Origin of the sequence: Mycobacterium kansasii ATCC 12478, from assembly GCF_000157895.3 — a bacterium.
Lineage (GTDB): Bacteria > Actinomycetota > Actinomycetes > Mycobacteriales > Mycobacteriaceae > Mycobacterium > Mycobacterium kansasii.
In genome coordinates this window covers 1818980-1833935 of the sequence record NC_022663.1, presented here as the reverse complement: position 1 = coordinate 1833935, position 14956 = coordinate 1818980, and the positions used below count along the sequence as shown (strand labels likewise).

Here is a 14956-nt window from a genome sequence, read left to right as displayed (position 1 = left end):
GCATGCGGATCGCGCAGCACATCAGTGACCTCATCGGCGGCACACCACTGGTCCGCCTGAACTCGGTCGTCCCGGACGGGGCGGCGACCGTGGCGGCAAAGATCGAATATCTCAGCCCGGGCGGCAGTTCCAAGGACCGGATCGCGGTGAAGATGATCGACGCCGCCGAGGTCAGCGGACAGCTCAGACCGGGCGGCACCATCGTCGAACCCACCTCCGGCAACACCGGGGTCGGGCTGGCGTTGGTAGCACAGCGCCGCGGGTACCGGTGTGTGTTCGTCTGCCCGGACAAGGTCAGCGAGGACAAGCGAAATGTATTGCGAGCCTACGGCGCCGAGGTAGTCGTGTGCCCGACGGCGGTGCCGCCCGCCGATCCGGACAGCTACTACAGCGTCTCCGACCGGTTGGTCAGAGAAATCGACGGCGCCTGGAAGCCCGACCAGTACGCCAACCCCGAAGGACCGGCCAGCCACTACGCCACCACCGGGCCGGAAATCTGGGCCGACACCGACGGCAAGGTCACTCATTTCGTCGCCGGCATCGGCACCGGCGGAACGATCACCGGCGCGGGCCGCTATCTCAAAGAGGTGTCCGGAGGTCGGGTGCGCATCATCGGCGCAGACCCCGAGGGCTCGGTGTATTCGGGCGGCGCCGGCCGGCCCTATCTGGTCGAGGGGGTCGGCGAGGACTTCTGGCCGGCGGCCTACGACCCTTCGATTCCCGACGAGATCATCGCGGTGTCAGACGCCGACTCGTTCGACATGACCAGGCGGCTGGCCCGGGAGGAAGCGCTGCTGGTGGGTGGGTCGTGCGGGATGGCGGTGGTGGCGGCATTGAAAGTCGCCGAAACCGCCGGACCCGACGCCCTGGTTGTCGTCCTGCTGCCCGACGGCGGCCGCGGCTATATGTCGAAGATCTTCAATGACGCGTGGATGTCGTCGTACGGATTCCTGCGGACCCGTCTCGACGGGTCGACCGAGGAAGCCACGGTCGGTGACGTGTTGCGTCGCAAGTCCGGTGCATTGCCCGATCTGGTGCACACCCATCCGTCGGAGACGGTGCGCGACGCGATCGGGATCCTTCGAGAGTACGGGGTGTCGCAGATGCCCGTCGTCGGCGCCGAGCCGCCGGTGATGGCAGGCGAGGTCGCCGGCAGCGTGTCCGAACGCGAACTGCTGTCGGCCGTTTTCGAGGGCCGCGCCAAGCTGGCCGATGCCGTGTCACAACATATGAGCCCGCCGCTGAAGATGATCGGGGCCGGCGAATTGGTCAGCGTGGCCGAAAAGGCGCTGCGGGACAGCGACGCGTTGATGGTGGTGGAGGAAGGCAAACCGGTCGGGGTGATTACCCGCTACGACTTGCTGGGTTTCCTGTCCGAAGGGGCGGGTCGACGCTGAGCGACAACGGGGGATAGGCACGCGACACAGCGCGGCCGGCGGCTTTCGCCCAGCCTCCCAACGGCATCCGACCTCAGGTACTGTAGGGCCGCCTCAAGCGAATCCTGAGTGGAAGGTTGCTCCCATGACCGATCAGCCGCCCCCCGGCGGGTCTTACCCCCCACCGCCACCGCCTCCCGGCTCCTCCGGTGGGTTTGAGCCACCGTCCCAGCCTTCGCAGCCGAGCGGCGGCTCCTACCCGCCGCCTCCGCCGTCTGGCGGGTCTTATCCGCCACCGCCACCCCCGCCCGAGGGCGGCTATCCGCCACCGCCGCCGCCGTCGGCCGCCGGCTACGCGCCGCCGCCGCCCGGGCCGGCGATCCGTTCCCAGCCGACGGAGTCCTACACCCCGTGGATCACCCGCGTACTGGCGTTCCTTATCGACAACGCTCCTGTCGTCGTCGTCTACGGCATAGGTTGGGTGATCGCATTGGTCACCCAGCAGTCGTCGTGCGTCACCAGCGTCAATCAGTACGACGTGAGCCAGTACTGCTACGTGCAGGACTCGATCATCGGCGTGCTGGCGCAGGGGCTGGCGTCGCTGGCGATACTTGCCTACTGGGTGTGGAACTACGGCTACCGCCAGGGCACCACCGGATCGAGCATCGGCAAGTCGGTGCTTAAGTTCAAGGTGGTCAGCGAAACCACCGGGCAGCCGTTGGGCTTCGGGATGTCGCTGGTACGCCAACTCGCACACTTTGTCGACGCGATCATCTGTTACGTCGGCTTCCTGTTCCCGTTGTGGGACGCCAAGCGACAGACGCTGGCCGACAAGATCATGACCACGGTCTGCCTGCCGGTCTGACCCGGGCAGCGACTCGGCAAGGCGCTATCCCGGTCGTGACGCGACGGCCCGGGGTAGCGCCTTGCTATTAGGCTGGCCACCGATGAATGACGACCGCCGGGGGCATCACCAGTTCGTAGGGCTAGCCACAAAAGCCATCCACGCCGGCTACCGGCCCGACTCGGCAACCGGAGCCGTCAACGCTCCGATCTATGCCAGCAGCACGTTCGCCCAGGACGGTGTCGGCGGACTGCGGGGCGGCTACGAATACGCTCGCACCGGCAATCCAACGCGGGCCGCCTTGGAGGCGTCGCTGGCCGCCGTCGAGGAGGGCGGGCACTGCCGGGCGTTCAGCTCCGGGATGGCCGCCGCCGACTGTGCGCTGCGGGCCATGCTGTCACCCGGGGACCATGTGGTCATCCCCGACGACGCCTACGGCGGCACCTTCCGGTTGATCGACAAGGTGTTCACCCGGTGGAACGTCGAGTACACGCCGGTGGCGCTTTCCGATCTGGATGCGGTGCGCGCCGCGATCACGCCGCGCACCCGGCTGATCTGGGTGGAAACACCGACCAACCCGTTGCTGTCGATCGCCGACATCGCACAGATTGCCCAGCTGGGCGCGGACAGCTCCGCAAGAGTGTTGGTGGACAACACGTTTGCATCGCCGGCGCTGCAGCAGCCGTTGACGCTGGGCGCCGACGTGGTGTTGCACTCGACCACCAAGTACATCGGCGGGCACTCCGACGTCGTGGGCGGTGCCCTGGTCACCAACGACGAGGAGCTCGACCAGGCGTTCGGCTTCCTGCAGAACGGGGCGGGAGCCGTGCCGGGTCCGTTCGACGCCTACCTGACGATGCGCGGGCTGAAGACCTTGGTGCTGCGGATGCAACGGCACAGCGAAAATGCTTGTGCCGTAGCCCAATTCCTCGCCGAACATCCCGCGGTCAGTACTGTCCTGTATCCGGGCCTCCCGGAGCACCCCGGGCATGACATCGCCGCGCGGCAAATGCGCGGCTTCGGCGGCATGGTCTCGGTGCGCATGAAAGCGGGGCGGGAAGCCGCCCGGAATCTCTGCGCCAACACCGGGGTCTTCATCCTGGCCGAATCGCTGGGCGGGGTGGAATCACTGATCGAACATCCCGCCGCCATGACCCATGCGTCGACGGCTGGTTCGCAGCTCGAGGTTCCCGACGATCTGGTGCGGCTTTCGGTCGGCATCGAGGACATCGCCGACCTGCTCGGCGATCTAGAGCAGGCACTGGGCTAGGCGCGCCGACGGCTTACCGGGGGCGCCAGGATTAGGAGTGATACGGCTCCGCGCTGACCAGGGTGACCTCGACGGTGTTGCCGTTGGGCACCTTGTAGCTGCGGGTCTCACCGACCTTGGCGTCGATCAGCGCGCCGCCCAGCGGTGAATTCGGCGAGTAGACCTCGAGCTTGCCGTCGTTGACGCCCTCCTGGCGGGTGGCGATCAGGAACGTTTCGGTGTCGGACTCGTCGCCGTTGTAGTAGACCTTGACGACCGAGCCGGGCAGGGCCACCCCGGACTGCGTGGGCGCTTCGCCGACCTTGGCATTGCTGAGCAGGTCCTGTAGCTGACGGATGCGAGCTTCCTGCTGGCCTTGCTCTTCGCGAGCGGCGTGGTACCCGCCGTTTTCGCGCAGGTCACCTTCCTCGCGGCGGTCGTTGATTTCGGCGGCGATGATCGGACGATTCGCAATCAACTGATCGAGCTCGGCCTTGAGTCGGTCATGTGACTCCTGGGTCAACCAGGTCACCTGAGTATCCGTCATCTCGTCGCGCTCCTTGTGTTCTCTTATGCGTATGTGCATAAGGTGCTGATCCCGCTGTCGGTGTGCGGGTTCCCGCCCGGTTGCTGTCACGCCGTTTTGCTCACGGCCGTTAATGCAGCAATACACGGTCCAAAGCAGGACCGTGCATCCACCAATGTTACCACTGCGGAAACACTCGATGACGGCATCTGCGCAGTTCGGCTCACGATGAGCCGGAAGATGTGCCTCAAGACGAGCGCAGGTATGCGGGCACGTCTGTGCCGCAACCATATATGTCCGCCATCACCGGCGGCTTGCTCGATTTCAGCGTCGTCGTCACCTGCACGGTGTTCTGATCCGACGGTGCCACCAGCACTTCGCGCCGACCCGTCTCGCTGCCGTCGTGGGCGCGAACCCGCACAATGCAGTCCACGGGTTGCGACGGGTCTTTGCGGGTCACGCTGATCGTCACCGATGCTGTTTCGTTGTCGATCACCCGGTAGGCGGCCAGCGAGCCGGTGACGGCATTGGTGCCGATCCGTTGGTAGGCGACGAAGGCCACGGCCAATCCGGCCGCCACGGCCACCGCCGACAAGGCGATGGCCAGGCGGCGCCGCGACCGGCTGGACAGCCGTGCTCGCCCGTAGCGGGCTTCGGGACGGGAAACGGGTACTGGTTTCATACCTGGATGGTTGGCGGGAGGCCGGGGTACGGCCGAGGAGGATGGGACGATCGAGAACTGGAATTATAGGGTCGCAACCGGGCGCGCAGCAGACCGGCCGGCTGGCACAGGAACAAGGGAGCACGTGAGCGAACTGCGGTTGATGGCGGTGCACGCCCACCCCGACGACGAGTCCAGTAAGGGCGCGGCCACGCTTGCCCGCTACGCCGACGAGGGCCATCGGGTGTTGGTGGTGACCTTGACCGGCGGCGAGCGCGGCGAAATTCTCAACCCGGCGATGGACCTGCCCGACGTGCATGGCCACATCTCGGAGATCCGCCGCGACGAGATGGCCAAGGCCGCCGAGATCCTCGGTGTGGAGCACACCTGGCTGGGCTTCGTCGACTCCGGACTGCCCAAGGGTGACCCGCCACCACCGCTGCCCGAAGGCTGCTTTGCGCTGGTCCCGCTGGAGGAGTCGATCGAGGCGCTTGTGCGGGTGGTCCGGGAATTCCGGCCGCACGTCATCACCACCTACGACGAGAACGGTGGGTACCCGCATCCGGATCACATTCGTTGCCATCAGGTCTCGATCGGCGCCTACGAGGCAGCGGGCGACTACCGTCGATTCCCGGATGCCGGTGAGCCGTGGACGGTGTCCAAGCTGTACTACATCCACGGCTTTTTGCGGGAGCGGATGCGAATTTTGCAGGAGGAGTTCATCAAGCGCGGCCAGGAGGGTCCCTTCGCGAAGTGGCTCGAGCACTGGCATCCCGACCACGATCCCTTTGCCAACCGGGTGACGACGCGCGTGGATTGCTCTAAGTACTTCGCTCAGCGTGACGACGCGCTGCGCGCACACGCCACCCAAATCGACCCGAACGCCGAGTTCTTCGCCGCTCCGCTGTCCTGGCAGCAGGAGCTATGGCCGACCGAGGAATTCGAATTGGCGCGCTCGCGCGTGCCCGTTCGCCTGCCGGAGACGGAGTTGTTCGCCGGGATCGAGCCGGACCAGTGAACGGCGTTTTGCTCAGCGTGATTGCCGACGATGCGCCCCGCAACCACGGCCCCGATTTCGGTAAGGCCAGCCCGGTGGGGCTGCTGGTCATCGTGCTGCTGGTGGTCGCCACGCTGTTCCTGGTGCGATCGATGAACCGGCAACTGAAAAAGGTTCCCGAATCGTTCGACCGCCAGCACCCCGAGCCCGACCAGGCCGCCGACGAGGGTACCGACCCGGTCACTCCCGACGAGCCGCCGGGTGCCGACGGTAACGGATCCGCGCGACCACCGGGACCCGCCGATGACCCCGGCTGACCCGTCCGGAGCCAATACCCTGGCGGCTGCCACCAGCCCTTACTTGCGTCAGCACGCCGACAACCCGGTGCACTGGCAACAGTGGACCCCGCAGGCACTGGCCGAGGCGGCCGCGCGCGACGTGCCGATTCTGCTGTCGGTGGGCTACGCCGCCTGCCACTGGTGTCACGTGATGGCCCACGAATCCTTCGCCGATGACGAGGTGGCCGCCGCGATGAACGCCGGATTCGTCTGCATCAAGGTCGATCGCGAGGAACGGCCGGACATCGACGCGGTCTACATGAACGCCACCGTCGCGCTGACCGGGCAGGGCGGCTGGCCGATGACCTGTTTCCTCACCTCCGACGGCCGGCCCTTTTTCTGCGGCACCTACTACCCGAAAGATGCTTTTCTGCAACTGCTTTCGGCCATATCCGAGACCTGGGAGCAGCGCCGCGACGAGGTCGAACGGGCCTCGGACCATATCGTCGGCGAGCTGCGCTCGATGGCGTCCGGCCTGCCCGGCGGCGGGCCGGACGTTGCGCCGCAGTTGTGCGATCACGCCGTGGCGGTGGTGCTGGGTGACCAGGACACGGCTCACGGCGGCTGGGGCAGGGCGCCAAAATTCCCGCCGTCGGCGTTGCTCGAAGGGCTGCTACGACACTACGAGCGCACCGGTTCCTTGGCGGCGCTTCAGGCGGTGTCGCGCACCGGCACCGCGATGGCCCGGGGCGGTATCTACGACCAACTCGCCGGCGGCTTCGCCCGATACAGCGTCGACAACGCTTGGGTGGTACCGCATTTCGAGAAGATGCTGTACGACAACGCGCTGTTGCTGCGCGCCTACGCACACTGGGCCCGGCGCACCGGGGATCCGCTGGCCCGCCGAATCACCGACGAGACCGCGCGATTCTTGCTCGAGGAGCTGGCCGACGGTGACATGTTCACGTCGTCGCTGGATGCCGATGCAGACGGCCGCGAGGGCTCGACATACGTGTGGACCCCCGCGGAGCTGACCGAGGTGCTCGGCGCCGACGACGGGCGTTGGGCGACAGAGGTTTTCGCCGTCAGCCGGTCCGGCACCTTCGAGCACGGGGCCTCGGTGCTGCAGCTACTCAGGGATCCCGACGACCGGCAGCGTTTCGAGCGGATCAAGGGCGCGTTATTGGCGGCCCGGCTCACCCGTGCCCAGCCCGGGCGCGACGACAAGGTCGTCACCTCCTGGAACGGGCTGGCCGTCACCGCGCTGTCCGAGGCCGGCGTGGCATTGCCGGAGCCACGACTGGTGCAAGCCGCGCAGCGCTGCGTGACCGCCCTGCTGGACTTGCACGTCGTTGACGGCCGGTTGCGGCGTGCCAGTCTGGGCGGGGTGGTGGGCGACAGCGCCGCCATCTTGGAGGACCACGCCATGCTGGCCACCGGTCTGCTGGCGCTGTACCAACTGACCTCCGATGCGGCCTGGCTAACGGCGGCTAGCGGCCTGCTCGATACCGCGTTGCAGCACTTTGCCGACCCGCAGCATCCCGGCCGGTGGTTCGACACCGCCGACGATGCCGAGCAGCTGATGTTGCGGCCGGCCGACCCGCTGGACGGGGCGACACCGTCCGGCGCGTCGTCGATCGCCGAGGCGTTGCTGACCGCCGCGCACTTGGTCGGGCCGGGCCGCGCCCAGCGTTATTTGCAGGCGGCCACAGACACGCTGCGCGAACATTCGGTTTTGCTGGCCCGTGCGCCACGGTCGGCCGGTCACTGGCTGTCGGTCGCCGAGGCGGCGGTGCGCGGGCCGCTGCAGATCGCGGTCGCGTATGCCGATCCGCAGTCACCGTTGTTGGCCGCCGCCCGCCGACTCGCGCCCGGAGGGGCGATCGTCATCGGTGGCCGGATGGGCTCGTCGGCGCTGCTGATCGACCGGGACCGGGTGGGTGGTGCCGACGCGGCTTACGTGTGCCGGGGACGAGTCTGTGACCTGCCGGTGACCAGCTCAGACGAACTCGCCGCCGCTCTGCGACCGCCGGGATAGTAGCGTGCCCCACATGCCGCACCGCACCGACAGAGCCCAGGCGATCGCTGACACCGTCCACCGTTACATCGCGGTGCTCAACGACGGCGGCGTGGAGGACTTGGTCAGCTTCTACGCCACCGACGCCACTCTCGAGGATCCCGTCGGTGGGGAGGTGCACATCGGCACGCACGCAATCCGCGGCTTCTATTCGGCGATCGCCGGGCTCGAGCGGGTATGTGAGTTGGTGTCGCTGCGGGTGTCCGGCAACGAGGCAGCGTTCCAGTTTCGGCTGACCGTGACGGCGGGTGACGACGCAATGCGGGTGGAGCCCATCGAAGTGATGGTTTTCGACGACCGCGGCAAGGTCACCGCGATGAAGGCGTACTGGTCGGCCGACGACGTCACCCGGCTCTAGCGCGCCGACGATCCCGGCTGTGGAGCGGCCGGGGGAGGAGGTGCGCAATTGGGTTCTAGCGCGCCGACGATCCCGGCTGTGGAGCGGCCGGGGGAGGAGGTGCGCAATTGGGTTCTAGCGCGCCGACGATCCCGGCTGTGGAGCGGCCGCAGCCCATCTCAGCCGCCGCCGTTGCCGCCGTTGCCGCCGGGGAGCCCGGCCCCGCCTACGGGCTGCGGGTGCGGGCATACCGCCGGCAGAGACACCAACGCGGCGGTCAATCTGGGCCGCCGCGGCCACACCCATCAGGACCCCGACCGAACCCCGTACCCCCGAGCTTGGGGGTGCCACCCGCTTGCGGGGGAGAGGCCGGGCCACCAATGTCCGCCGACGGGACAGCGCTGACCAACACCCCTCGTATTGGTGAAACCCGCCCGAATGACGCGGAAACCGACGTTCACACCGCCTCGGCGGCCTGAACCGACGACGCCCGAGAAGGGCGGTTCCGATTACTCATCAGAGTGGTTCGACACGCTCTAGAACACCACAAACCACATCGCGATGTAATGGCAGATCGCCGCGACCGCGGTGCAGGCGTGGAAGAATTCGTGATAGCCGAACGTCGACGGCCACGGGTCTGGCCACCGTACCGCGTAGAGAATGCCGCCAATGCTGTACAACGCGCCGCCGACGAACAGCAACACCAGCGCCGTCACCCCCGCGTTGTGCAGGATCGTCGCGGTGTACCAGACGGCCACCCAGCCCAGCAGGAGATAGAGGGGCACGCCGACCCAGCGGGGCGCGGTCGGCCAGCACATCTTCAGCAGGACCCCGGCGATCGCGCCACCCCACACGATCGACAACACCACTCGCCCGGCATGGCCCGGCAGGGCCAATAGCGCAAACGGCGTATAGCTGCCCGCGATGAACACGAAGATCATGGAATGATCGGCGCGCTTCATCCAGGCGCGGGCCGACGGGGATTCCCAGTTGACTCGGTGGTAGGTGGCGCTGACGGTGAACATCACCACGGTGGCCATGATGTAGGCCAACGTCGCCAGCCCGGCCTCGGTGGAACTGACGGCCCACGAGACCGCGACCAGCGACGCCCCTGCGAAAACGGCGGTACCGGCCGAGTAGACGTGGATCCAGCCCCGGAAGCGGGGTTTGGTCAGGGCCCGGGTCACGCCCTCGACGATGTGGTGGGCAGCATTGGACGGCGTGAGCCCGTGTGAGTCGGGTGCTGCGGCGGTAGCCGTGCTGGCCTGGCTGCTCATGTCTCCCATCTCCCCGTTGTGTTATTGCCGGTAACCGTCACAATCACCCTAGTCGGGTCGGTCGACGTAGACCGTTACGACGTGGGCGCGCGTGCGGTGATTTTGGCCCGGATCAAGGCCGGAATCTGGTGTCCATCACAGTAGTCTGGATTCTTGTGGAGATCATCCCGCCGCGGCTCAAAGAGCCGTTGTATCGGATTTACGAGCTTCGGTTGCGGCAGGGTCTGGCCGCCACTCGATCCGAATTGCCGAGACACATCGCTGTGCTGTGCGACGGCAACCGCCGGTGGGCGCGCAGCGCGGGTTACGAGGACGTCAGCTACGGCTACCGGATGGGTGCCGCCAAGATTGCCGAGATGCTGCGGTGGTGCCAGGACGCCGGCATCGAGATGACCACCGTCTACCTGCTTTCCACCGAGAACCTCCAGCGTGATCCCGATGAGCTCGCCGGACTGATCGAGATCATCACCGACGTCGTCGAGGAGATCTGTGCCCCGGCCAACCGCTGGAGTGTGCGTACCGTCGGCGATCTGGGGCTGATCGGGGAGGAGCCGGCCCGCCGGGTGCGCGACGCTGTGGAATCGACCCCCGAGACGGCGTCGTTCCACGTCAACGTCGCGGTGGGCTACGGCGGGCGCCGGGAGATCGTCGACGCGGTTCGGGCGTTGTTGAGCAAAGAATTGGCCAACGGCGCCAGTGCCGAAGAGCTCGTCGACGCGGTGACCGAAGACGGCATTTCCGAAAATCTCTACACATCGGGCCAACCTGACCCGGATTTGGTGATTCGCACCTCAGGCGAGCAACGCCTGTCCGGTTTCCTGCTGTGGCAAAGCGCATATTCGGAGATGTGGTTCACCGAAGCGCACTGGCCCGCGTTTCGCCGGGTCGATTTTCTGCGCGCGCTGCGCGATTACAGCCAGCGCCATCGGCGGTACGGCAAGTAACCCGTGCCGATCGCGAGCGCGGCGATGCCGGGTGTAGCGGGTCGGCACGAATCGGACCCCGTGCCGATCGCGAGCGCGGCGATGCCGGGTGTAGCGGGTCGGCACGAATCGGACCCCGTGCCGATCGCGAGCGCGGCGATGCCGGGTGTAGCGGGTCGGCACGAATCGGACCCCGTGCCAAACTGGATGCATGGCTGCGCTGTCGGCGGCGGTGTTCACGCTGAGCCTGTGGCTGGGGCTGTACCTCCTGGCCCGTGATCCGCGCAAGCCGGTGCTGGTGTTGGCGGCGACTGGACTGTGCGGTTTCGCGCTGGTGGTGGCCTTGGATGCGGTGCGCACGACCAGCGTCGGGCACGCCGCGCTGCTGAGCCGACTGGAGATCTACCTTGTCGCCGTCCCCGGCGTCGCGTGGTTGGCGGTGCTTCTTGAGCTGGCCCGGCCGTGCGACAGCTGGCGGGCGCGCACCCGCGAGCTCGTGCTCATCGGCGGTGTCGCGGCGCTGACCTTGTTCGGCGCGACGATGGCGGGCGGCGTCACCGGCCCGTTGCGGGCCGGCCACCTGATGATGTTGGCGGTGATATCCGCATCCACCCTCGGGGCGATGGTGGTCGCGGTGCTGCGGCCCGCGCAGCCGACGCCCGTCGTTGGCGTGGTGATCGTGGCAACCCTGTTCTTCGCGCTGGCCAACGCCATCCTGATCATTCCGCTGGGCCTGGTGCCCAGCTGGCTGGCTCTGGCGTCGACGGGTTTCGACGTCTTGGCGCTCGGGGTGGCGGTTGCCCTGTGGGACGCCTTCGACGAGGGCCAGGCGTTGCGGGCAGACATGTTGCGCTCGTTTTTCGGCACGCTGGCGGTGGCGGTGTTGTTCGGCGGTCAGGCGCTGATCAGTTTGGCGGTGACCCGCACCGAGCCGGCGGCGCAGACCGCGCTGACGGTGCTGCTTTTCACCAGCCTGGCGATCGCGATCATCGTGCAGGTGCTCGCCGATCCGCTGGCCGGGCTGCTGGACCGGCTGGCGTTTTCCCGGTCGCCCGCGCTACGCGCCGACCGGGCCGCATTGCGGCATACCGGGGCGGGTTTGCCGCTGCGGTCGGTGAACCCCCTCGCCGACGTGGACGACGACACCTTCGTCCGGCTCACCCGCCGGGCACTGGGCCACTATGGCGATCTGACCAAACTCGTCGCCAGCCCGCTGACCGCGTTGCCGGTGATCGATGAGCGGTTGGCCGCACGCGGGGCACCCGATCATCCTTTGGAGCGGGCCAACGAACTCAAGGCCGTGCTGGCCGACGGCATTGCCCGGCTCAAGCCGCGCGACGCCGGCGATTTCGGAACCACCGAACACTGGCGTTACTACAACTCGGTGTATTTCCCCTACGTCGTGGGCGTGCGCGCCTACGCGCAAAACGCCACCGCAGCTGGTTTGGATGCGACCGCCCGCCAAGCCTGGCAGTGGCTGGTGACTGAGGTGCCGCAGCGCTCACTGCACAATTGGCAGAACGCCGCGGCTCGGCTGATCGCCGCCGATCTGCGCGGGCGGGTCGCCGTTCCCAGCGATTAACCCGGGCGCTGGCCGGCGTACCATCCTCAGCGTCCTGAGCGTCGAATACCTGGTTGGGTAGGCCGAAAGGGTAGTCATGGCAGCAAAGCTTCCGCCGGCCGGGGTCGTGCGGATCGTCGAGACGGTGCGGCATCACCTCGGTCGACTGCATCGCGGCCTGGTTCCGGCACCGGTCGCCCTGATGGAAATGATCCTGCAGGCCTGGGCGGCTCAGGCGATCACCGTCGCCGCGGACCTCGGTATCGCCGACGCGCTCGCCAATGGGCCGATGACCGCCGATGAACTCGCGGCAGCCGTCGGCGCCGATGCCGACGCCCTCAGCCGGCTACTGCGGGCCCTGATCGGACGCGGTATCTTCCGGCGATGCCGCGATGGCCGCTACGCCTTGACCCCGCTGGCGGACGCTCTTCGCAGCGATGCCGACGTGTCGTTGGCCGGGATGGCTCGATTTGTCGGTGCTCCTGCTCATCGAGAGCACTGGAGCCGGCTCACGGATGCGGTGCGCAGCGGCCACACCGTCGTCCCGGCATTGCGCGGCAAGCCGTTCTTCGACTATCTCGCCAGTGAACCGGCGCTCACCGAAATCTTCAACCAGGCCATGACAAGTTCGTCGGAACTGTCGATTGCGCCGGTGGTCGCCGCCTATGACTTCAGCGACTGTGGGACCGTCGTCGACGTCGGTGGCGGACATGGTCGGCTGTTGGCCGCGGTCCTGACGTCGGCGCCGCAGGCACGTGGCATCCTGTTCGACCTTGGCCACGTGGTTGCCGGAGCCCCCGACCTGCTTTCCGAACACCTGGTCGCGGACCGGGTTCGGATCGAAGCTGGTTCGTTCTTCGACGAGATACCGACCGGCGGCGACGCCTACGTCCTCAAGCACATCATCCACGACTGGCCCGACGACGACGCGGTGCGAATCCTTCGCAACGTCCGTGCGGCGGCGGCAGCGGGCACGAAGGTCTTGCTCATCGAGCAGGTGATTCCGCCGCACGACCGGGAATTCATGGGTAAATGGGTCGACCTGGAGATGCTGCTGCTCGCGGACGCGCGCGAACGCACCGCCGAAGAGTACAGCCGACTCCTGGGGCGCGCGGGCTTTCGCATGACCCGTGTGGTGGCAACCGCCTCGCCATACAGCCTGGTCGAGGGCATCGCGGTGTGATCTTGGCCCGTCGATGGCAGTAGCTGGCAGTGCCATGCGTCGATCTGGCAGTGCTTGGGCGGCACCGTGAAACCTGTTCCACAAACCGCCTTCCATACAGCCAAGGAGTAATGGCATGACCGCTCTTTCCGATCCGACAATCCGGCCGCTATACGACTCGACGGACTCACTGCTGCGGTTCGCGATGCGTGCCGATGCCACGTTGACGGGACTGCTGGGTTTGGCCGTCGCCGTCGCCGCCGACCCGATTTCGAAGATGACGGGCCTGGCGTCCGGCCAGGAATACAGCATGGGCGCTTTCTTCGTGCTCTACGGCCTGGTGGTGTTCGGTCTTGCCGCGCTGCCGAACCTGCGCCGGGCAGGTATCGGGGTCGTCGTGGGCAACATCGTCTACACCCTGGCCGCTGTCGTGGCCGCCGAGCTGGTGCCCATGACCGCCGTTGGCGTGGCCGCGACCCTGGCCAGCGGCGGGTACACGGCGTTGTTCGCCGGTCTGCAGTACCTGGGGGTGCGCCGGCTGACGGCCTAGTCGCCGTGTTGCTGACGCGGGGCGCCGCTGGATGCCGTGGACGCCCCGCGTCCGCCATTCCGGCGGCGCTTTCGGCAAAAAGCGGAAGATGTCGTTTCCGGCGGCGATACGCTCCAATTTCCGGTCATTGCCGGTGGTCGACGTGATTCAGGTGCGGAGATTGGGGGCAGCCATGTCGTTCGTGATCGCGAGTTCGGAAATGATGGCCGCGGCGGCCACCGATTTGGCCGGAATCGGTTCGAGCATCAGCGCGGCCAACGCGGCTGCGGCGGCCCCGACGGCCGGCGTGGTGGTGGCTGCCGCCGACGAGGTGTCGGCGGGTGTTGCCGCACTGTTTTCCGCCTACGCGCAGGCCTATCAGAAGCTCGGTACGCAAGTGGCCGGTTTTCATGCACAGCTCGTGCAGGCTTTGACGGCAGGCGCGGGCGCGTACGCGAGCACCGAGGCCGCCAATGTCGAGCAGACCCTCCTCAATGCGATCAACGCGCCCACTCAGGCGTTTCTGGGGCGGCCATTGATCGGTAACGGAGCTAACGGCGGACCCGGGCAGCCCGGGGGTCCTGGTGGGCTGCTGCTGGGTAACGGCGGTAACGGCGGAAACGGCGGGCCCGACCAGCCTGGCGGCGCCGGTGGGTGCGCTGGCCTGATCGGCAACGGCGGCAACGGCGGCGCCGGTGGCGTCGCCAACGGCGGGATGGGGGCTGGTCTGCCCGGAGGCGCGGGCGGCGCGGGCGGCTGGCTGCTCGGCAGCGGCGGGCAGGGCGGCATGGGCGGCGACGCCGTGCTGGGCCCCGGCGGCCAGGGCGGTGCCGGTGGCAGCGCTCACCTGGTGGGCCACGGAGGTGCCGGCGCCGAGGGCGGCAAAGGTGGCGGGGATGGCCAACCAGGCGGCTCCGGCGGCGACGGCGGTAACGGCGGCTTGCTCTGCGGCGACGGCGGCGTGGGTGGCTTGGGCAGCTCGGGCGGCGGCCATGGCAGCTTGGGCGGCAACGGCGGAAAGGGCGGCAACGCCATCCTGATCGGCGACGGCGGTAACGGCGGCAACGGCTCCAATGGCGGCATCGGGGGCGAGGGTGGGACGGGTGGCCTGCTGTTCGGCAAGCACGGAGTCCACGGCGCATCGCCGGTCTGATTCGGC

General features: G+C 67.6%; 14 protein-coding genes and 1 pseudogene. 12 read left to right on the top strand and 3 right to left on the bottom strand.

What is annotated here, in order from left to right:
• Nucleotides 1-2 precede the first annotated feature (2 nt).
• From MKAN_RS07755 to MKAN_RS07745, 3 genes are all read left to right on the top strand, one after another.
• Nucleotides 3-1397: a cystathionine beta-synthase gene (locus MKAN_RS07755; protein WP_023366949.1), complete on the top strand. Its 1395-nt coding sequence runs from the start codon at nucleotides 3-5 to the stop codon at nucleotides 1395-1397.
• 124 nt (nucleotides 1398-1521) lie between these two features.
• Nucleotides 1522-2241 carry an RDD family protein gene (locus tag MKAN_RS07750; RefSeq protein ID WP_023366947.1) on the top strand — a complete coding sequence of 240 codons (720 nt, stop codon included), beginning with the start codon at nucleotides 1522-1524 and terminating at the stop codon, nucleotides 2239-2241.
• Between the two features lie 82 nt (nucleotides 2242-2323).
• Entirely contained in the window at nucleotides 2324-3490 is a 1167-nt protein-coding gene (locus MKAN_RS07745; protein ID WP_023366945.1) for a cystathionine gamma-synthase, read from the top strand.
• Nucleotides 3491-3521: 31 nt separating this feature from the next.
• On the opposite strand, the gene greA is transcribed toward MKAN_RS07745, so the two are convergent.
• Both greA and MKAN_RS07735 read right to left on the bottom strand, forming a co-directional pair.
• Complete coding sequence (gene greA, locus MKAN_RS07740; protein WP_036392673.1) at nucleotides 3522-4016, bottom strand: transcription elongation factor GreA; 495 nt, start codon at nucleotides 4014-4016, stop codon at nucleotides 3522-3524.
• Nucleotides 4017-4242: 226 nt separating this feature from the next.
• The gene (locus MKAN_RS07735; RefSeq protein ID WP_023366941.1) at nucleotides 4243-4677 is read right to left on the bottom strand and encodes a DUF4307 domain-containing protein; all 435 of its coding nucleotides are present in this window, start codon (nucleotides 4675-4677) and stop codon (nucleotides 4243-4245) included.
• Nucleotides 4678-4801: 124 nt separating this feature from the next.
• Between MKAN_RS07735 and mca the strand changes: the two genes are divergently transcribed.
• From mca to MKAN_RS07715, 4 genes are read left to right on the top strand one after another with little or no spacing between them, the layout of a single operon-like run.
• Nucleotides 4802-5674 carry a mycothiol conjugate amidase Mca gene (mca, locus tag MKAN_RS07730; RefSeq protein WP_023366939.1) on the top strand — a complete coding sequence of 291 codons (873 nt, stop codon included), beginning with the start codon at nucleotides 4802-4804 and terminating at the stop codon, nucleotides 5672-5674.
• On the top strand, nucleotides 5671-5970 hold the full coding sequence (locus tag MKAN_RS07725) for a hypothetical protein (RefSeq protein ID WP_023366937.1): 300 nt from the start codon (nucleotides 5671-5673) through the stop codon (nucleotides 5968-5970). Before mca ends, MKAN_RS07725 begins: the two co-directional genes overlap by 4 nt.
• Nucleotides 5957-7969 carry a thioredoxin domain-containing protein gene (locus MKAN_RS07720; protein ID WP_023366935.1) on the top strand — a complete coding sequence of 671 codons (2013 nt, stop codon included), beginning with the start codon at nucleotides 5957-5959 and terminating at the stop codon, nucleotides 7967-7969. Before MKAN_RS07725 ends, MKAN_RS07720 begins: the two co-directional genes overlap by 14 nt.
• 13 nt (nucleotides 7970-7982) lie before the next feature.
• Entirely contained in the window at nucleotides 7983-8366 is a 384-nt protein-coding gene (locus tag MKAN_RS07715; RefSeq protein ID WP_023366933.1) for a nuclear transport factor 2 family protein, read from the top strand.
• A gap of 515 nt (nucleotides 8367-8881) precedes the next feature.
• Here the strand turns inward: MKAN_RS07715 and trhA are convergent.
• Nucleotides 8882-9622, bottom strand: coding sequence for a PAQR family membrane homeostasis protein TrhA (trhA, locus tag MKAN_RS07710; RefSeq protein WP_023366931.1), 741 nt, complete (start codon nucleotides 9620-9622; stop codon nucleotides 8882-8884).
• A 155-nt stretch (nucleotides 9623-9777) separates the two neighbouring features.
• On the opposite strand from trhA, the gene MKAN_RS07705 reads away from it, so the two are divergent.
• From MKAN_RS07705 to MKAN_RS32525, 5 genes and pseudogenes are all read left to right on the top strand, one after another.
• On the top strand, nucleotides 9778-10566 hold the full coding sequence (locus MKAN_RS07705; protein ID WP_023366928.1) for a (2Z,6E)-farnesyl diphosphate synthase: 789 nt from the start codon (nucleotides 9778-9780) through the stop codon (nucleotides 10564-10566).
• 190 nt (nucleotides 10567-10756) lie between these two features.
• Nucleotides 10757-12127 (top strand): hypothetical protein, encoded by a 1371-nt coding sequence (locus tag MKAN_RS07700; RefSeq protein WP_023366926.1) that lies wholly within the window; start codon nucleotides 10757-10759, stop codon nucleotides 12125-12127.
• 76 nt (nucleotides 12128-12203) lie between these two features.
• Entirely contained in the window at nucleotides 12204-13289 is a 1086-nt protein-coding gene (locus MKAN_RS07695) for a methyltransferase (RefSeq protein ID WP_023366924.1), read from the top strand.
• A gap of 115 nt (nucleotides 13290-13404) precedes the next feature.
• Nucleotides 13405-13818: a hypothetical protein gene (locus MKAN_RS07690; RefSeq protein ID WP_023366922.1), complete on the top strand. Its 414-nt coding sequence runs from the start codon at nucleotides 13405-13407 to the stop codon at nucleotides 13816-13818.
• 172 nt (nucleotides 13819-13990) lie between these two features.
• Nucleotides 13991-14938 (top strand): annotated as a pseudogene (locus MKAN_RS32525) (PE family protein); the annotation flags it as partial.
• Nucleotides 14939-14956 lie beyond the last annotated feature (18 nt).